At 71.6% G+C, this 18,234-nt stretch carries 13 protein-coding genes; 4 read left to right on the top strand and 9 right to left on the bottom strand.

Annotated elements, in window-relative coordinates; genetic code table 11:
- The first annotated feature begins 122 nt into the window (after positions 1-122).
- Positions 123-1,634 carry a dGTP triphosphohydrolase gene (gene dgt, locus O7631_RS15430; protein WP_278144850.1) on the top strand — a complete coding sequence of 504 codons (1,512 nt, stop codon included), beginning with the start codon at positions 123-125 and terminating at the stop codon, positions 1,632-1,634.
- A gap of 80 nt (positions 1,635-1,714) precedes the next feature.
- On the opposite strand, the gene O7631_RS15435 is transcribed toward dgt, so the two are convergent.
- From O7631_RS15435 to O7631_RS15465, 7 genes are all read right to left on the bottom strand, one after another.
- Entirely contained in the window at positions 1,715-2,857 is a 1,143-nt protein-coding gene (locus tag O7631_RS15435) for an MBL fold metallo-hydrolase (protein ID WP_278144851.1), read from the bottom strand.
- A 113-nt stretch (positions 2,858-2,970) separates the two neighbouring features.
- Positions 2,971-3,975, bottom strand: coding sequence for a serine hydrolase (locus O7631_RS15440; protein WP_278144852.1), 1,005 nt, complete (start codon positions 3,973-3,975; stop codon positions 2,971-2,973).
- Positions 3,976-4,088: 113 nt separating this feature from the next.
- On the bottom strand, positions 4,089-5,018 hold the full coding sequence (locus tag O7631_RS15445; protein ID WP_278144853.1) for an SDR family NAD(P)-dependent oxidoreductase: 930 nt from the start codon (positions 5,016-5,018) through the stop codon (positions 4,089-4,091).
- Between the two features lie 75 nt (positions 5,019-5,093).
- The gene (locus O7631_RS15450; RefSeq protein WP_278144854.1) at positions 5,094-6,278 is read right to left on the bottom strand and encodes a zinc-dependent alcohol dehydrogenase; all 1,185 of its coding nucleotides are present in this window, start codon (positions 6,276-6,278) and stop codon (positions 5,094-5,096) included.
- A gap of 395 nt (positions 6,279-6,673) precedes the next feature.
- Positions 6,674-7,441: a succinate dehydrogenase/fumarate reductase iron-sulfur subunit gene (locus tag O7631_RS15455; protein ID WP_145784182.1), complete on the bottom strand. Its 768-nt coding sequence runs from the start codon at positions 7,439-7,441 to the stop codon at positions 6,674-6,676.
- The gene (locus tag O7631_RS15460; protein ID WP_278144855.1) at positions 7,438-9,375 is read right to left on the bottom strand and encodes a fumarate reductase/succinate dehydrogenase flavoprotein subunit; all 1,938 of its coding nucleotides are present in this window, start codon (positions 9,373-9,375) and stop codon (positions 7,438-7,440) included. The genes O7631_RS15455 and O7631_RS15460 overlap by 4 nt, the downstream gene beginning before the upstream one ends.
- Before the next feature lies 1 nt (position 9,376).
- Positions 9,377-10,060, bottom strand: coding sequence for a succinate dehydrogenase cytochrome b subunit (locus O7631_RS15465; RefSeq protein WP_145784178.1), 684 nt, complete (start codon positions 10,058-10,060; stop codon positions 9,377-9,379).
- An 83-nt stretch (positions 10,061-10,143) separates the two neighbouring features.
- Between O7631_RS15465 and O7631_RS15470 the strand changes: the two genes are divergently transcribed.
- On the top strand, positions 10,144-11,076 hold the full coding sequence (locus O7631_RS15470; RefSeq protein ID WP_278144856.1) for a LysR family transcriptional regulator: 933 nt from the start codon (positions 10,144-10,146) through the stop codon (positions 11,074-11,076).
- A gap of 37 nt (positions 11,077-11,113) precedes the next feature.
- Here the strand turns inward: O7631_RS15470 and hrpA are convergent, their stop codons facing one another.
- Positions 11,114-15,184 (bottom strand): ATP-dependent RNA helicase HrpA, encoded by a 4,071-nt coding sequence (hrpA, locus tag O7631_RS15475; protein WP_278144857.1) that lies wholly within the window; start codon positions 15,182-15,184, stop codon positions 11,114-11,116.
- Between the two features lie 143 nt (positions 15,185-15,327).
- On the opposite strand from hrpA, the gene O7631_RS15480 reads away from it, so the two are divergent.
- Complete coding sequence (locus O7631_RS15480) at positions 15,328-15,720, top strand: cytidine deaminase (protein WP_278144858.1); 393 nt, start codon at positions 15,328-15,330, stop codon at positions 15,718-15,720.
- Positions 15,721-15,732: 12 nt separating this feature from the next.
- Here the strand turns inward: O7631_RS15480 and O7631_RS15485 are convergent, their stop codons facing one another.
- Positions 15,733-16,092, bottom strand: coding sequence for a YciI family protein (locus O7631_RS15485; RefSeq protein WP_278144859.1), 360 nt, complete (start codon positions 16,090-16,092; stop codon positions 15,733-15,735).
- Positions 16,093-16,208: 116 nt separating this feature from the next.
- Here O7631_RS15485 and O7631_RS15490 point away from each other — a divergent pair, with 116 nt between their 5' ends.
- Positions 16,209-18,206 carry a multicopper oxidase domain-containing protein gene (locus tag O7631_RS15490; protein WP_278144860.1) on the top strand — a complete coding sequence of 666 codons (1,998 nt, stop codon included), beginning with the start codon at positions 16,209-16,211 and terminating at the stop codon, positions 18,204-18,206.
- Positions 18,207-18,234: the final 28 nt, after the last annotated feature.

Genomic DNA, 18,234 nt, shown 5'->3' on the forward strand with positions numbered 1-18,234 from the left:
TACCGGTTGCATTCTGCCGGGCGGCCCCGGTCGCTGTCGCCGCGCCCGGCCGGGGCTGGTCCGCCGCGCCCGGCCGGGTGACCCGGCGACGGTCCCTCCCGGCCTGCGCTAGCGTGGCGATCATGGAAACACCTGCGGAGCCGCGCGCCCGGCGGCTCTTCGGCGGCAGCGCCCGAGCCCTCGGCGACCTGACGGCCAACCCGTTCCGCGCCGACCGGGACCGGATCGTCGGCTCACCGTTCTTCGCGCGCCTCGGCGGGGTCACCCAGGTGATCAGCCCGGTCGGCTCCGGGCTGCTGGTGCACAACCGGCTCACCCACAGTCTCAAGGTCGCCCAGGTGGCCCGGGCGATCGCCGAGCGGCTGACGGCCGACGACCGGTGGTGTGACCTGCTGGACAAGCTCGGTGGCCTCGACCCCGACGTGGTGGAGGCCGCGGCGCTCGCCCATGACCTCGGTCACCCGCCGTTCGGACACCTGGGGGAGCGGGTGCTGGACCGGCTGGCCCGCCAGCGCCTCGGCCTGGCCGACGGTTTCGAGGGCAACGCCCAGTCGTACCGGATCGTCACCAGCACCGAGATCCGCGGCGCGGCCACCACCGGGCTGGACCTGACCGCCGCGGTCCGCGCGGCGATGCTGAAGTACCCGTGGACCCGGCTGGACCACCCCGACCCGCACCCCCGCACGATGGACCCGCCGCCGCGCGGGGCCACCCCGCCACCGGACGACCCGGAGAGCGGCTCGTCGAAGTTCGGCGCGTACCGGACGGAACTCGACGACCTGCGCCAGGCCCGGGAGCCGTTCGCCGGCCGCATCCCGGACTGGCAGCAGACCGTGGAGGCGTCGGTGATGGACACCGCCGACGACATCGCGTACGCCATCCACGACGTGGAGGACTTCTACCGGGTCGGTGTGCTCCAACAGGGTTCGGTCTCCGCCGAGCTGATGGCGTGGCAGCGCGAGAGTGGGCACTTCCGGGCGATCACCGACGCGGCGCTGGCCACGTCGGCGCGGCGACCCGGGGCGGCGATCGAGCGGTTGCGGCGGCAACTGCACCGTAAGGACGCCTGGATCGCCGACGACGACGCGTTCGCCGCCGCCGTCGAGCACGTGCGCGAGGAGTTGGTCGACGGGCTGCTGGCGATGCCGTTCGACGGCTCGATCGAGGCCGAGCAGTACGTGGCGCGGTTCTCCGCCCGCTGGTCCACCCGCTTCGTCGAGGCCATCACCGTCACCGACCAACCGTCGGTGCGTTCCGGGTACGTGCTGCTGGGCTGCGCGCAGTGGCACGAGGTGCAGGTGCTCAAGTTCGTCCACCACCGTTTCGTGCTGGCCCGTCCGGACCTCGCCCTGCACCAGCGCGGCCAGGCCCGGCTGCTGGGCACCCTGGTCGAGGCGCTGTGGGAGTGGCTGCTCGACCCGGAGGAGGAGTCGCGGCTGCCCCGCCGGCTGCACGACCTGGTCGAGTTGGCCGAGGCCGAGCTGCACCCACGCATCCCGGACCGGATCGGCCGCGCCCGCGGGCGCGCCATCGTGGACTTCGTCGCGCAGCTCACCGACGGGCAGGCGGTGGCCATGCTGGACGCGCTCTCCGGCCGCTCCGGCGCCCTCTGGACCGACGCCTTCGTGCTCTGACCCGACGGGCTCGGGCCGGCCTCCTCTCACCGGACCCGGAGCAGGCTGGACGGCGCAGGCCAGCCGGCGGGCCGGGACCGTCAGGCGATGGCCTGCCACCAGCCGTCGACGGCGGGCGGCTCGTCGACCACCACCCGCTCGCCGGGGCGGGGCACGGCGAGCCGTACGTCGCGGGCCTTCGCCTCCGCCCACAGCCGGTCGACCGGCTCGGACCAGTCGTGCAGGGCCAGGTTGAACGTCGCCCAGTGCACCGGGACGAACAGCCCGCCGCGCAGGTCGACGTGGGCGTCGACCGCCTCCTCGGGGAACATGTGGATGGTCGGCCAAGCCCGGTCGTACGCGCCGATCTGCATCAGCGTCACGTCGAACGGCCCGTGTTCGGCGCCGATCGCCGCGTACCCGTCGAAGTAACCCGAGTCACCGGTGTAGAAGACCTTGCGGCGGGCCCCGGCCACCACCCAGGAGCTCCAGAGCGTCCCGTCGCGGCGCAGCCCCCGGCCGGAGAAGTGCTGGGCGGCGGTCGCGGTGATCTCCAGCCCGGCGACCCGGTGCGACTCGGACCAGTCCAGCTCGATGATCCGCTCGGCCGGTACGCCCCAGCGGTCCAGGTGCGCACCCACCCCGAGCGGGACCAGGAACGGCGCGGACTGCCCGGCGAGCAGCGCCCGCACGGTGGCCATGTCGAGGTGGTCGTAGTGGTCGTGCGAGATCAGGATGGCGTCCAGCGGCGGCAGCTCGTCGATGCCCACCGGTGGCTCGTGCAACCGGCGAGGACCCACCAGCCCGGAGGGGGAGCACCTGTCGCTCCACACCGGGTCGAGCAGCACCCGCCGGCCCTCGATCTCGATCAGCGTCGAGGCGTGCCCGTACCAGACGATGTTCAGTTCGTCGGCGGTGTCGGCGGCGTCCGTCGTGCCGGGCCGCAGCAGCGGCACCGGTGTGGTCGGGTGCCGCTTCTGCTTACCGAAGATCAGCTCGCGGACCAGGTTGCGGCCCGGCTCGGCGACCATCGTGCGGGTGCCGGCCAGGTTGTGGAAGGTGCCGTCGCGGAACTGGGGCGAGCGGGCCGCCCGTTCGGCGCGGGCCCCGCTGAGCCGGCCGCCGAGGGCCGCCGGCACGTCCCGGGCGACCCAGGCCAGGCCGGCGAGCGCGGCCAGCCCGGCCACGCCCCGCATCCGCCGGCCGAGTGACCGTTCGACGTCAGTGCTCTGCGCTCGTGCCATTGCCGTCCCTCCGACGTGTCCGCCCTACACGGTAGTCACCCGGACCGGCCCGTGCCTCGGCGGTCGCCAGGCCGGGTCGGTCACCGCCCGCGGCGACCGACCCGGAATCGCGGTCAGCCGCCGTTGCTGGGGCGCGGGGCGGTGATCCGGAACGTCCTGCCGACGCCCGCGAGCCGGTCCACGGCGGCCAGGAACTTCGGGCCCATGACGGCCCGGGCCTGCACGGCCGGGTGGGTGGCGCCGAAGTCCTCCGGGTTGGCCTGCCCGTCGGCGAAGAGCGCGTACGTGAGCACCGCCGCCCCGGAACGGTCGAAGATCACCCCGGCCTCGTGCCGCGCGTCGGCGAACCAGCCGGCCTTGGTGGCGATCCGCGCCCGGTCGTCCGACGACATGGTGCGCCGGATGCCGTCGGTGAACGCCACCGGGGACCGCAGCAGCCCCAACAGGTACGTGGTGGAGGCGGGGGAGAGCAGCGTGCCGGCGACCAGGGCGCGCAGCAGATCGTGCGTCTCCCGGGGGGTGCTGGTGCCGAGGAAGAACCGGTTCGGGTTGGCGACCGGCTGGACCTGGGTGTTCGGGAAGCCCTTGGCGACCAGGATGGAGTTGATCTCGGCGGCCGGGGCGACCAGACCGCACAGCCGTACCGCCGTGTCGTCCGAGACGGTCAGCAGGTTCGCCAGCACGTGCCCGATGGTGACCAGGCTGGGGTACGCGCCGTCCAGGCTGAAGATGCCGTCACCGCCCGGCACGACGATCGCCGCGGACACCTCGACCTGCTGGTCCAGGGTGAGCAGCCCCCGGTCGACCTTGTCCAACACCGCCGTGGCGACGGCGATCTTGTTGACGCTGTACGCCTCGATCCGCCGGTCCGCGTCGGCCTCGACCGCTACCACCGGCGAACCGGCCGGGTCGGCCACGCTGACGTACGCCTGCCAGTTGCCGCCGGCCTCGACGCTGTGCTTGGCGAAGACGGCGGCCACCCGGCGGGCGGCACGGGCGGGAGTGGTCGGGGAGGCCTCGGTGCTCTCGGCGGCGCTGGCCGTGCCGGCGGCGCCCAACACTGTTCCGGCGGTGGCCACAGTGCCCAGTCCGAGTGCCGCTCTGCGGTTCAGTCGCATGGTGAATCGTCTCCCCGATCGTGGTGCGCCGGAGCGCTTGCTGGCCCACCACCCTAGGCGAGTTGATCGATGCACGATGCCCCCGAACGCAGTCCCGAACAGTCTCGAACAGGTCAGCCGAACCGTCGGCGCAGCACGGCGCCGACCGGACCGGGCACGTGTCGGGCGAGCTGCCGCAGGTCAGGCAGATGACCGCCGCGGACCGCCTCGCCGGCCGGGTTCGGCGTGAAGACCGAGCCGTCGTGCGCGGCGACCGGCCGTCCACTCAGGCCCGCCGCCCGCATCAACGGCCCGACCAGAACGTCGTAGACCCCCGGCAGTACGGTGAAACCGGCTCGCAACAGCACGTTGAGGCGGCCCACGGAGACCTCTCGGCGGGGGCGGTCCACACAGTGCACGATGGCCCGGGCCACCCGCTGCGGGCTCGCCACCGGTGGTGGAGGTCGCCCGATCCGACCCAGGTAGTTGGCCGCCTGCTGATACACGGGAGTGTCCACGCTGCCCGGGTTGACCACTGACAACCGGATCCGCGGGCTGTCCCGCAACTCCTGCTGCACCGTCCGGAGCAGACCCTGCAACCCCCACTTGCTCGCCACGTACGCGCTCATGTACGGGGCGGTGATGTGCCCGAGCACCGAACCGGTGACGACGACGGTGCCGGCCCCGACCGCCCGGAAGTGCCGCAGCGCCACCCGCACCGACTCGGCGGTGCCGAGCAGGTCGGTCCGGACCACCTGGTCGAACACCCGCCCGGGCAGCTCGTCGAAACGCCCGTACGCCATCACCGCGGCCGTGTGCACCCACACGTCGACGCGACCGAACCGTTCCAGTGCCGCGTCCAGGAGCGCGTCCAACGCGCCCGGCTCGGTGACGTCGGTCGGCACGGTCAGCACATCCACGTCGGCGCACTCAGCGCGTACCTCGCCCAGGGTCGTCGCGGCGCGGGCGGCCAGGACGAGACGGTCGCCGCGCTCGGCGAACGCCCGGGCCGTCGCCCGACCGATCCCGCTGGTCGCGCCGACGACCGCCACGACCCGGCTCACGGCTCACTCCTCGCACTCACGGTGCCAGCCGCGTTCGTGACTGCGGGGCTCGCAAACCCGGCTCACTCCTCGCACTCACGGTGCCAGCACGACCTTGATGCAGCCGTCCTCCTTCTTCTGGAACATCTCGTACGCCTGCGGGGCCTCGGTCAGCGGCAGCCGGTGGGTACGCAGGTCCTCGACGCCCAGTGGGTCGTCGTCGCCGGAGAGCAGCGGCAGGATCTCGTCGGTCCACCGGCGCACGTGGCACTGCCCCATCCGCAGTTGGATGCCCCGGTCGAACATCTCCATCAGCGGCATCGGGTCCGCCTCGCCGCCGTACACGCCGGAGACCGACACGGTGCCACCGCGGCGAACCCCCTTGACCGCCGCGTGCAGGACGGACAACCGGTCCATACCGGCCTTGTCGGTGAGCGTCGCGGCCAGCTTGTCCGGCAGCAGACCGACTGCCGCGTGGGCCAGCTTGCCGCCCGGCGAACCGTGCGCCTCCATCCCGACCGCGTCGATCACCGCGTCCGGGCCCCGCCCGTCCACCAGGTCGATCAGCGCGCCCGGCACGTCGGACAATTCGCGCACGTCCAGCACCTCGATGCCGTGCCGGCGGGCCAACTCCAACCGCTCCGGCACCAGGTCCAACCCGATCACCCGACCGGCACCCAGATGGCGACCGATCCGTGCGCAGAACTGCCCCACCGGGCCCAGACCGAAGACGGCCAGGGTGCCGCCGGGTGGGGTGTCCGCGTACTTCACCGCCTGCCAGGCGGTCGGCAGGATGTCGGACAGGTAGAGGTAGCGCTCGTCGGCGCCGGTCTCCGGGATCTTGATCGGCCCGAAGTGGGCCTGCGGGACACGCAGGTACTCGGCCTGCCCGCCCGGCACCGAACCGTAGAGCGACGTGTAGCCGAACAGGGACGCGCCCTTGCCCTCGCTGGTCACCTGGGTGGTCTCGCACTGGGCGTAGAGCTGACGCGAACACATCCAGCAACTGCCGCAGGCGATGTTGAACGGCACCACCACCCGGTCGCCCGGCTTGAGCCCGGTCACCTCCGACCCGACCTCCTCGACGATGCCCATCGGCTCGTGGCCCAGCACGTCACCAGGCTTCAGGTACGGCCCGAGAACCTCGTACAGGTGCAGGTCGGAGCCGCAGATCGCGGTCGAGGTGATCTTCACGATCGCGTCGGTCGGTGCCTCGATCCGAGGGTCCGGCACCTCCTCGACCCGTACGTCCCGCTTGCCCTGCCAGGTCAGTGCCTTCATGTCCCTCGTCCCCTCTTCAACGCCGTCTCAAAGGACTGCTACCCGGCGTCGAGCGCTTGAACCGGACTGCGAGGGACGGCATCGTCGTGATCGACTCGCGTTCCTTGAAGTCGCGCTGTCCGAGCGCATTGACAGGCCGACTTCCTGAAATCCGAGTGGACCATGAAGCGCGGCGCGGATCGGAAGATGCGGCGTACCCCGAGGGGACCCAAACCTGCGGGCGAGCCGTGACCGAGGTCAGGGGCTGGGGCGACCGTCCCCGGCGGAGGGATCAAGCCTGACCGCCCGGAGCCGGGGACGGTCGCCCCAGCCCCACCACCGCACCCCCGGGAGGGCCGAACAGCAGACCGCCGCACCCCGGGCTCGGGGTACGGCGGTCTGGCGGGACGTGCGGCTCAGGAGCCGGGGGTGTTGTCGGCTCCGCCCTTGGCGGTGGCCGTGAGGTAGTCGCGGTTGAGCCGGCCGATGGTGTTGAGCGGGATGCCCTTCGGGCAGGCCGGGGTGCACTCTCCCGCGTTGGTGCAGCCGCCGAAGCCGGCCTCGTCGTGCGCGTCGACCATGCCGATCACCCGGGTGTAGCGCTCCGGCTGGCCCTGCGGCAGCAGCGAGAGCTGGGTGAGCTTGGCGGCGGTGAAGAGCATGCCGGAGCCGTTCGGGCAGGCCGCGACGCAGGCGCCGCAGCCGATGCAGGCGGCCGACTCGAAGGCGGCGTCGGCGTTGGCCTTGGCCACCGGGGTGGAGTGGGCCTCGGGCGCGCTGCCGGTGGGCGCGGTGACGTAACCGCCCGCCGCGATGATCTTGTCGAAGGCGCTGCGGTTGACGACCAGGTCCTTGACGACCGGGAAGGCGCTGGCCCGCCACGGCTCGATGTCGATCGTCTCGCCGTCCTTGAACTGCCGCATGTGCAGCTGGCACGCCGTGGTGCCGCGCTGCGGCCCGTGCGCGTCACCGTTGATCATCAGGCCGCACATGCCGCAGATGCCCTCGCGGCAGTCGTGGTCGAACGCCACCGGGTCCTCGCCGGCGAGGATCAGCCGCTCGTTGAGCACGTCGAGCATCTCCAGGAACGACATGTCCGGGGACACGTCGTCGACCGGGTAGGTCACCATCCGACCCTTGTCCTCAGGGCCCTTCTGGCGCCAGATGCGCAGGGTCAGGTTCACTTGTAGCTCCGCTGCGTGGGGTGGACGTATTCGAAGGTCAGGTCTTCCTTGTGCAGCACCGAGGGTTCGCCGTCGGCGGTGAACTCCCAGGCCGCCACGTACGCGAACCGGTCGTCGTCGCGCTGCGCCTCACCGTCGGGGGTCTGGTGCTCGGCCCGGAAGTGGCCGCCGCAGGACTCCTCGCGGTGCAGGGCGTCGATGCACATCAGCTCGGCCAGTTCGAAGAAGTCGGCGACGCGGCCGGCCTTCTCCAGCGACTGGTTGAGTTCCTCGCCGGTGCCGGACACCTTGACCCGCTGCCAGAACGCCTCGCGCAGGTCGCGGATCTCGCCGATCGCCTTGCGCAGCCCGGCCTCGGAGCGCTCCATGCCGCAGTGTTCCCACATGATCTGGCCCAGTTCGCGGTGGAACGAGTCCACGGTCCGGTCCCCGTTGACAGCGAGCAGTCGCCGGATGCGGTCCTCGACGTCGGTGCGCGCCTCGATCGCGGCCGGGTGGCTGGCGTCGACCTTGTCCAGCCCGCCGGAGGCCAGGTAGTTGGCGATGGTGGTGGGCAGGACGAAGTAGCCGTCGGCGAGGCCCTGCATCAGCGCCGAGGCGCCGAGGCGGTTCGCGCCGTGGTCGGAGAAGTTCGCCTCACCGATCACGAACAGGCCGGGGATGTTCGACTGGAGGTCGTAGTCGACCCAGAGGCCGCCCATCGTGTAGTGCACGGCGGGGTAGATGCGCATCGGCACCTCGTACGGGTCCTCGCCGGTGATCCGCTCGTACATCTCGAAGAGGTTGCCGTACTTGGCCTCGATGGCCTTGCGGCCGAGCCGGTTGATCGCGTCGGCGAAGTCGAGGTAGACGCCGAGCTTTGTCGGGCCGACGCCCCGGCCCTCGTCGCACACGTTCTTGGCGGCGCGGGAGGCGATGTCGCGGGGGACCAGGTTGCCGAAGGAGGGGTAGATCCGCTCCAGGTAGTAGTCCCGCTCGTCCTCGGGGATCTCGCGAGGGTTGCGGTCGTCGCCCTTGGCCTTCGGCACCCAGACCCGGCCGTCGTTGCGCAGCGACTCGCTCATCAGGGTCAGCTTCGACTGGTGGTCGCCGGAGACCGGGATGCAGGTCGGGTGGATCTGCGTGTAGCAGGGGTTGGCGAAGTACGCGCCCTTGCGGTGTGCCCGCCAGGTGGCGGTGACGTTGCAGCCCTTGGCGTTGGTGGAGAGGTAGAAGACGTTGCCGTAGCCGCCGGAGGCGAGCACGACGGCGTCGGCCATCTCGGTGCTGATCTCGCCGGTGACCATGTCCCGCACGACGATGCCGCGGGCCTTGCCGTCGACGATGACCAGCTCCAGCATCTCGTGCCGGGTGTTCATCTCCACGTTGCCGAGGCCGATCTGCCGTTCGAGGGCCTGGTACGCGCCGAGCAGCAGCTGCTGGCCCGTCTGACCCCGGGCGTAGAAGGTGCGCTGCACCTGGGCGCCGCCGAAGGACCGGGTGTCCAGCAGGCCGCCGTACTCGCGGGCGAACGGCACACCCTGGGCGACGCACTGGTCGATGATGTTGACCGAGACCTCGGCGAGGCGGTGCACGTTCGACTCGCGGGAGCGGAAGTCGCCGCCCTTGACGGTGTCGTAGAACAGCCGGTGCACGGAGTCGCCGTCGTTGCGGTAGTTCTTCGCCGCGTTGATGCCGCCCTGGGCCGCGATGGAGTGCGCCCGGCGCGGGCTGTCCTGGTAGCAGTAGGACTTGACGTGGTAGCCCTGCTCGGCGAGGGTCGCCGCGGCCGAGCCGCCGGCGAGGCCGGTGCCGACCACGATGACCGTCATCTTGCGGCGGTTGGCCGGGTTGACCAGCTTGGCCTCGAAGCGCCGGGTCTCCCAGCGCTTCTCGACCGGGCCGGCGGGTGCCTTGGTGTCGGCGATCGGGTCGCCCTCGGTGAAGAGTTCCATGTCAGGACACCAATCCGGTGAGTACGGCGAACGGGACCACCAGGTATCCGGCGCAGAGCAGCACCGCGAAGACCAGAGCCGCGACGCGGGCCCGACGCTCGCCGCGCGGGGTCTGCTGGCCGAGGCTGCGGAACGCGCTGAACGCGCCGTGGCGCAGGTGGAAGCCCACCGTGACGATGGCGAGCGTGTAGAAGAGCGTGACGTACCAGCGTTCCGGCGCGAAGTCGGCGACGACGTTGCCGTACGGCTTGCTCTCGTTTCCGACCGGGTTGAGCGTGCCGGTGGTCAGGTCCAGCAGGTGGTAGATCACGAACAGCAGGATGATCACGCCGCCCCAGCGCATCGTGCGGGCCGCGTAGCTGCCGTTGACCTTCTTGCGGTGGGCGTACTTGACCGGGCGGGCGGCGCGGGCGCGCCGGGCCAGCACGGTGGCGGCGACGATGTGGGCGACGACCGCCACGACCAGCACGGTGCGCAGGATCCACAGGAACCAGACGCCGGGCAGCAGTGGCTTGCCGATGTCGCGCAGCCAGTGGGCGTAGTGGTCGAACGAGGTCTCCCCCGTGAACACCTTGAGGTTCCCGAGCATGTGGGCGATGAGGAACAGCGCCAGCAGGATGCCCGTCACCGCCATGACGGCCTTGAGGCCGACGTTGGAGCGGATGGGCGACCGAGTTTTCGTCATTACCACGAGACCGACGCTAGGAGCACTTTGATCAGTCGTCCAATGCATCAAAGTCGTAGTGTTGATAGCCGTAAGCTATGTAGATGCAGCTCCATCAGCTTCGGTACTTCGTCGCGGTGGCCGAAGTACGACATTTCACCCAAGCCGCCGACATCGTGGGCATCACTCAGCCTTCTCTCAGTAAGCAAATTCACGCTCTGGAGGCCGACCTCGGGGCACCGCTGTTCGAGCGGGTAAGGGGCAACATCGCGCTCACCGCGGCGGGTGAGGTGCTGTTGCCGTTGGCGACCCGGATCCTCGCCGACGTGGAGACCGCGACCCGCGAGGTCCAGGAGTTGGTCGGGTTACGTCGCGGTCGCGTCCGGCTCGGGGCCACCCCGAGTCTGGCCACCTCGCTCGCCCCGCCGGTGCTACGCCGGTTCCGCGACGCGCACCCCACCGTCGACCTGCGGGTTGAGGAGGGCGGTTCCCAGGACCTGGTGCGCGACCTGCTCCGCGGCGATCTCGACCTGGCGTTGATCATCATGCCGGCGCAGGGCGCCGACCCCGGGCTGCGGGTCGACCCGATACTGCGGGAGAGCCTGGTGGTGGCCTCGGTCGACGAGGTGCCGACCGCCTCGGCGACCGGCGAGCTGCGCATCACCGACCTGCGCGACCTGCCGATGGTCATGTTCCGGGAGGGCTACGACCTGCGCGACGCCACCATCCAGGCGTGTCGCGAGGCGGGGTTCGAACCGAGTTTCGCTGTGGACGGCGGCGAGATGGACGCCGTGCTCAGCTTCGTCGAGGCGGGACTCGGCATCGCGCTGGTGCCGGGCATCGTGCTGGCCCGCCGACCGGGCGTGCGGATCACGCCCCTCGCCCCGCCCGGGGTGCGGCGGACCATCGCGGTGGCCCGCCGCCGCGACGTCGTGCCCACCCACGCGGGCCGGGAACTCCGGCGGATCCTGCTCGACTACATCCAGTCCGCGATCGACCGGGGCGAGCTGCCGCCCGGCGTCGAGCCGCTGACCTGACGAGACCGGCCCGCCGGCCGCCGCGGGCCCGGCCTCGTCAGCGACCCTCCGCGTCGTCCATCGCGCGGTAGATCCGCTGCTCCGAGACGGGGTACGGGGTGCCCAGCGCCTGGGCGAACACGTTCACCCGCAACTCCTCGATCATCCAGCGGATCTGCCGGACGGCGGTCTCCTGTCGGCGGGCCGGCGGCAGGTTGGCGAGCAGGTCCGCGTACTCCTTCTGCACCGTCGCGATGCGCTCCTGCTGCTGGCGGTCGCGCTGCGGGTTGCCGCCCAGCCGCTCCATCCGGCGCTCGATGGCGCTGAGGTAGCGCAGCAGGTCGGGCAGCCGCGCGTACCCGGTCTCGGTGATGAAACCGGCGTGCACGAGCCCGGCGAGCTGGCTGCGGATGTCGGCCAGCGCGGCCACCACGGCGAGGTTGCGGGTGGCGCCGAGGCGCTGCTCGACGGCGTAGGCGGCGGCGAGGACCTTGCGGACCCGGTCCATCACCTCGACCACCGTGTCGACCAGGTCGGCGCGGACCTTCTCGCGCAGCGCGGCGAACCCGTCGGCGTCCCACGCCGGGCCGCCCGCCGCGCCGATGAGCCGGTCGATGGCCGCCCCGGCCGCGTCCTCGATCAGCTCCTGCACGCCGCCGTGCGGGTTACGGCTCAGCGCCAGCTTCGCCGCGTTGTCCAGCCGGCCCTGAAGGAACCGCGCCGGGGACGGCACGGTGAGCCGCAGCAGCCGACGGGTGCCCGCCCAGTGCGCCGCCTCCGCCTCGGCGGGGGAGTCGAACACCTTCACCCCGACCGTCGCGCCCTCGTCGACGAGCGCCGGGTACGCGGTCACCGCGTAGCCGGCACGGACCTGCTCGATGGTCCGTGGCAGGGTGCCGATGCTCCACTCGCGCAGCCCGGTACGGGCCACCTCCGGCGCGGCGGCCGCCACCACCTGGCGTACCTCCTGGCGGAGTTGACGTTGCAGGGCCGGCAGGTCCTTGCCCTCGGCGACGGGTTTCTCGTCGTCACCGAGGACCCGGAAGGTGACCCGCAGGTGCGCGGGGAGCTTGCCCGGCTCCCAGGCGTCGCGGGGGACGGTGACGCCTGTCATCCGGCGCAGTTGCCGGGTGAGGGCGTCCAGCAGCGGCTCCTCGCCCGGGGTGATCGCGGCGAGGGCGGCGCGGGCGTAGTCCGGCACCGGGACGAAGTTGCGGCGGATCGCCTTGGGTAGCGTTCGGATCAGCGCGATCACCGTCTCCTCGCGCAGCCCCGGCACCTGCCAGTCGAAGCTCTCCGCCGGCACCTGGTTGAGCAGCGGCAGGGGGATGTCGACGGTGACGCCGTCGTCCGGTGTGCCCGGCTCGAAGCGGTACGTCAGCGGCAGGCTCACCCCCTGCGTCTGCCACTCGTCCGGGTAGTCGTCCTCGTCCACCCCCGGGCGACCGTCGTTGACCAGCAGGTCGCGGGTGAAGGTGAGCAGGTCGGGCTGCTCACGGCGGGTCTTCTTCCACCAGCTGTCGAAGTGCCGGCCGGAGGACACGTCGGCCGGGATCCGCTGGTCGTAGAAGCCGAAGATGGTCTCGTCGTCGACCAGGATGTCGCGGCGTCGCGCCCGGCTCTCCAGTTCCTCGATCTCGGCGAGCAGCCGCTTGTTGTCCGCCCAGAACTGGTGGTGGGTCTGCCAGTCGCCCTCGACGAGGGCGTGCCTGATGAACAGCTCCCGGCTCAACGTCGGGTCGATCCGCCCGAAGTTGACCTTCCGTGAACTGACCAGCGGAACGCCGTACAGGGTGACCTTCTCGTAGGCCATCACCGCGGCCTGCTTCTTCTCCCAGTGCGGCTCGCTGTAGCTGCGCTTGACCAGGTGCTGGGCGAGGGGCTCGACCCACTCCGGCTCGACCCGACCGGCGATGCGCCCCCACAGCCGGGAGGTCTCCACCAGCTCGGCGGCCATCACCCAGCGCGGCGGCTTCTTGAACAACGCCGACCCGGGGAAGATCCCGAACTTCGCGCCCCGCGCGCCCAGGTACTCGTGCTTCTGGGCGTCCTTGAGGCCGATGTGCGACAGCAGGCCGGGCAGCAGGGACTGGTGCACCTTCGGGGTGTCGATCTCCTCCGGCAGGTCCGCGCCGCCCCGGCGGCCCGCACCCCGGCCGGCGTCCGCGCCGTCTGCGGTGTCGCGTGCCTGCCGCCCACCGCGCCGGTCGTTCTCGGCCGGGGTACGCAGCACCTGCCGCAGTTGGCTGACGATGTCCTGCCACTCGCGGATCCGCAGGTAGTTCAGGTACTCGGCCTTGCACATCCGGCGGAACGCGCTGGAGGACAGCTCGCGCTGCTGCTCCCGCAGGTAGCGCCACAGGTTGAGATAGGCGACGAAGTCGGACTCCTTGTCGGCGAACCGGGCGTGCGCCTGGTCGGCCTGGGCCTGCTTCTCCGCCGGCCGTTCGCGCGGGTCCTGGATGGACAGCGCGGCGGCGATCACCAGCACCTCGGTGGCGCAGCCGTTGCGTTCGCCCTCGACCACCATCCGGGCCAGACGGGGGTCGACCGGGAGTTGGGCGAGGCGTCGGCCCAGCGCGGTGAGCCGCTTCGCCGGGTCGGCCTCGGTCGGGTCCAACGCGCCGAGTTCGTGCAGCAGGTTGACACCGTCGGTGATGTTGCGTTTGTCCGGCGGGTCGATGAACGGGAAGGCGGCGAGGTCGCCCAGCCCGATCGCGGTCATCTGGAGGATGACCGACGCCAGGTTGGTCCGCAGGATCTCCGGGTCGGTGAACTCGGGGCGGGACAGGAAGTCCTGCTCGTCGTAGAGGCGGATGCAGATGCCGTCCGACGTACGGCCGCAGCGCCCCTTGCGCTGGTTGGCCGACGCCTGCGAGACCGGCTCGATGGGCAGCCGCTGCACCTTCAGCCGGCTGGAGTAGCGGGAGATCCGGGCGGTGCCCGGGTCCACCACGTACTTGATGCCGGGAACCGTCAGCGAGGTCTCCGCGACGTTGGTGGCGAGCACCACCCGGCGTGAGCTGTGCGCGGCGAAGACGCGGTGCTGTTCGGCGGAGGACAGCCGGGCGTACAGCGGCAGGATCTCGGTGCCGAGCAGCGACCGCTTCTTCTGCACCAACTTGCCCAGCGCGTCGGCGGTGTCCCGGATCTCGCGTTCACCGCTGAGAAAGACCAGGATGTCGCCGGGCCCCTCGGAGGCCAGTTCCTCGACGGCGTCGCCGATCGCCTGGATCTGGTCCCGGACGTTCTCCTCGTCGCCGTCGCCGTCCTCCTCGCCCTCGGCGATCTCCAGCAGCGGGCGGTAGCGAACCTCCACCGGGTAGGTGCGCCCGGAGACCTCGACCACCGGCGCCGGTACGCCGTCGGGCTCGTCGGCGGTGGGCGGTCCGACGAAGTGCCTGGCGAACCGGTCGGTCTCGATGGTCGCCGAGGTGATGATCACCTTGAGGTCGGGTCGGCGGGGCAGCAGCTCCCGCAGGTACCCGAGGATGAAGTCGATGTTGAGGCTGCGCTCGTGCGCCTCGTCGATGATCAACGTGTCGTACTGGCGCAGCATCCGGTCGGTCTGCAACTCGGCCAGCAGGATGCCGTCGGTCATCAGCTTCACCAGGCTGCGTTCGCTGACCTGGTCGGTGAAGCGCACCTTGTAGCCGACCACGTCACCCAGCTCGGTGCCCAGCTCGTCGGCGATCCGGTCGGCCACCGTCCGGGCGGCCAACCGCCGGGGCTGGGTGTGCCCGATCAGGCCGTGCACCCCGCGCCCCAGCTCCAGACAGATCTTCGGGAGCTGGGTGGTCTTTCCGGAGCCGGTCTCGCCGGCCACGATCACCACCTGGTGATCGCGGATCGCTGCGGCGATGTCGTCCTTGCGCTCACTGACCGGCAACCCCGCGGGGTACGTGATCACGGGCACCGCCGCTCGCCGGGTGGCGAGCCGCTGCTCGGCCCGAGCGACCTCGGCGGTGATCTCAGCGAGGGCCGCTTCCCGGCGCTGCGGGTCGCGCAGCTTGCGGGCACCGTCGAGGCGCCGCTGGAGCCGGCGCTGGTCGCGGAACATCAGAGGGGTGAGGCGGCGGTGCAGCTCGCGGACCGGGTCGGTCGCGACGGAGGCGGTTGGATTCTGCATGTCGTGCCCAAGGATAGGCAGCCCGGCGGCGCACCGCCCCTGGGTTACCGCGCTGCCGGCTCTCCGACGGTCACCTCCGGTCCCGGGACAACCGGGAGCGGGCCCTAGAGTTGGCGGCCGACGTCGAGCGCTGGGGGAGCCGAATGGACATCCGGGACACCGACCGTGCGTTGGTGCAGGCCGCCACGGCGGTCGCCAAGCTGCGGTGCCGCAGCCAGCACCACACCGTCGCCTCGGCCGCCCGGAACGCCGACGGACGGGTCTTCACCGGGGTGAACGTCCAGCACGCGACCGGAGACGTCTGCGCCGAGCTGGTGGTCATCGGCACGGCCGCCACGCAGGGCGTCACCGAACTGGAGACGATCGTCACGGTGGCCGACCGGGGCCGCGAGGTGACCACGCCGTGTGACAGGTGTGTGCGGGTGCTGCGGGACTACGTCCCGGCACTGCGGGTGATCATCGGTCCGGTGGACGACCCGCGGGTGGTCCCGCTGGCGGACCTGGTGACAGCGGCCGGCGACGGCACGGCCGACTGACCGCTTCCGGCGTCAGTCGCCGGAGGCCGCCTCCAACATCGACCGGGGCACCGGCACGCCCTCGAACCGCAGGTTGCCCTCCGGAAGCAGCCACGTGGTGACCTGCGCGAGCAGGAGACCGGCGCGTACGGCCGGGTCGTTGGCGTAGAGGGCGCGGGCCTCGTCCGGCGCGATGGACAGCACGACGAAACCACGGAGGTGCTCGTCGTCGCCGTGCAGGAACGGGCCGGCGGCGAGCACCAACCCCTGCTCCACGAGCCCTGTCTGGTGGGCGAGGTGTGCGTCGTTAATCCGATCGATCGCGTCCTGCGGCAGCTCCGGCGGATCCGACGGTCGGACCAGGAGCACGACCGTGTGCTGGTCGAATCGCATGCTCCCACCCTATGACGTGAATGTCCCTCTTCTGGGTGTCAACCGCTATCTGTCCGTCCTGTGGCGGTCTGCGAAACCCATTCTCTTTCTGGGGAGAGGACGTTGGAGGACGCGGCATGGTCAGCAGGCGACAGGTGCTCGCGGCGGGCGCCGCCGGCGGTGCGGCGGCTCTGATTCCGGCGGGCTGGGCGGCATCGGGGCGGGCGCTGGCGGCGATACCGCCTCTGGACGCCGGCGACATCCCGAAGTACGTCGCGCCACTGCGGATCCCACCGGCCATGCCGGCGGTGGCGACCGGGCCCGAGCGGGACGAGTACGTGATCGCGGTACGACAGTTCCGCCAGCAGATCCTGCCCCGCCCCTGGCCGCGTACCACAGTGTGGGGTTACGGCTCCACCGCGCACGCCGGCAGCTTCGGTTGCCCGGCGCCCACGATCATGGCGCGGGTGGGTCGACCCGTCCGGGTGACCTGGGTCAACCAACTCGTCGACGACCGGGGCGACCACCTGCCACACCTGCTGCCGGTGGACCCCACACTGCACTGGGCCAACCCCGCCGGCGGGATCGACCACCGGGACGGCCACGGACGCCCGGACGGCAGTCGGCTGGGGTACCGGGGGCCGGTGCCGCAGGTGGTGCACCTGCACGGCGCGCACAGCGCGCAGGAGAGCGACGGGCACTCCGAGGCGTGGTACCTGCCGGCGGCCCGCGACATACCCGCCGACTTCGCCCTGACCGGCGGCGCGTACGCCGAGTTCCGGTCCCGGTTCGCCGAGCGGTACGACCTGCGCTGGGCCGCGGGCTCGGCGACCTTCGAGTACGACAACGACCAGCGGCCCTGCACCCTCTGGTACCACGACCACACGCTGGGGCTCACCCGGGAGAACGTCTACGCCGGGCCGGCCGGGTTCTACCTGCTCGGCGGGGACGACCTGCCCGACGGGGTGCTGCCCGGCCCGGCGCCCGACCGCGACGACCCGCCGACGACCGCGTACCACGACATTCCGCTGATGATCCAGGACCGCAGCTTCACCGCCGACGGTGACCTCTTCTACCCCGAGGGCTACTCGTCGCACCCCGACGGGCCGGTCTGGGTGCCCGGGTTCTCCGGCTCCACCATGGTGGTCAACGGCCGCACCTGGCCCACGCTCACCGTGCAGCGGCGGCGGTACCGGTTCCGGTTGCTCAACGGCTGCAACAGCCGTTTCCTGCTGCTCAGCGTGACCGCGAACGCCACCGCGCGACCGGCCCGCCCGGTGCTGCCGGTCTGGCAGATCGGCAGCGACGGCGGCCTCCTCCCGGAGCCGGTGCCGCACGAACGCGTGCCGCTCGGCCCCGCCCAGCGGATCGACGCGATCGTCGACTTCACCGACGTGCCGGCCGGGACCGAGCTGTACCTCGTCAACGAGGGCCCCGAAGGGATGTACGGCGGCGGCCGACCCGGGGTGGACTTCGCCCCGGCCGACCCGCGAACCACAGGTCAGGTGTTGCGTTTCGTGGTCACCGACGCGACCGGCGGGGACCCGAGCGTGCCGCCGGAGCAGCTGCGACTGCCGTCGCACCCGAGGCTCGGCCCCGCCCAGCGCGTACGCCGGCTGTCGCTCAACGAGCGGAGGTCCGGCGAGTCGACGATCATGCTGCTCGGCGTCCTCGACGAACGCGGCCGGGGCCTACCGCTGCGCTGGAGCGATCCGCCGACCGAGCAGCCCACCCTCGGCGACACCGAGGTCTGGGAGGTGCGCAACTTCACCCGGCACGTGCACCCGGTCCACCTGCACCAGGTCCAGTTCGAGCTGCTCGGCCGTGGGCATTCGGGCAGCGTACGACCCGACCCGGGGGACCGGGGGTGGATGGACACGGTGCTCGCGTACCCGTGGGAGGTGACCCGGATCAAGGCGCGCTTCGACCGGCCCGGCCGGTACGCCTGGCACTGTCACCTCCTCGAGCACGAGGACAACGAGATGATGCGACCGCTGAACGTGCTGCCGCGCGGTGCCGCGGAGGCCGGTGACGGCGGTGCGACGGCGGTCGGTGACGGCGGTTCGACGACGGGTGACGGTGGGGCGGCGAGCGCGCCGGACCAGCCCGGGTCGGCATCGACGCCTACCGGTTAGGTCCCTTTCCCCAGGTCGGCTAAGGTTA

The sequence above is a fragment of the Micromonospora sp. WMMD967 genome, from assembly GCF_029626165.1.
Classification (GTDB): Bacteria; Actinomycetota; Actinomycetes; order Mycobacteriales; family Micromonosporaceae; genus Micromonospora; species Micromonospora taraxaci.

What these genes read in the sequence shown, in the direction of transcription:
- O7631_RS15450 (WP_278144854.1), bottom strand. Translation starts at nt 6,278, where the DNA reads ATGAAGGCACTGACCTGGCAGGGCAAGCGGGACGTACGGGTCGAGGAG.
- hrpA (WP_278144857.1), bottom strand. Translation starts at nt 15,184, where the DNA reads ATGCAGAATCCAACCGCCTCCGTCGCGACCGACCCGGTCCGCGAGCTG.
- O7631_RS15480 (WP_278144858.1), top strand. Translation starts at nt 15,328, where the DNA reads ATGGACATCCGGGACACCGACCGTGCGTTGGTGCAGGCCGCCACGGCG.
- O7631_RS15490 (WP_278144860.1), top strand. Translation starts at nt 16,209, where the DNA reads ATGGTCAGCAGGCGACAGGTGCTCGCGGCGGGCGCCGCCGGCGGTGCG.
- O7631_RS15440 (WP_278144852.1), bottom strand. Translation starts at nt 3,975, where the DNA reads ATGCGACTGAACCGCAGAGCGGCACTCGGACTGGGCACTGTGGCCACC.
- O7631_RS15485 (WP_278144859.1), bottom strand. Translation starts at nt 16,092, where the DNA reads ATGCGATTCGACCAGCACACGGTCGTGCTCCTGGTCCGACCGTCGGAT.
- dgt (WP_278144850.1), top strand. Translation starts at nt 123, where the DNA reads ATGGAAACACCTGCGGAGCCGCGCGCCCGGCGGCTCTTCGGCGGCAGC.
- O7631_RS15470 (WP_278144856.1), top strand. Translation starts at nt 10,144, where the DNA reads ATGCAGCTCCATCAGCTTCGGTACTTCGTCGCGGTGGCCGAAGTACGA.
- O7631_RS15435 (WP_278144851.1), bottom strand. Translation starts at nt 2,857, where the DNA reads ATGGCACGAGCGCAGAGCACTGACGTCGAACGGTCACTCGGCCGGCGG.
- O7631_RS15465 (WP_145784178.1), bottom strand. Translation starts at nt 10,060, where the DNA reads ATGACGAAAACTCGGTCGCCCATCCGCTCCAACGTCGGCCTCAAGGCC.
- O7631_RS15460 (WP_278144855.1), bottom strand. Translation starts at nt 9,375, where the DNA reads ATGGAACTCTTCACCGAGGGCGACCCGATCGCCGACACCAAGGCACCC.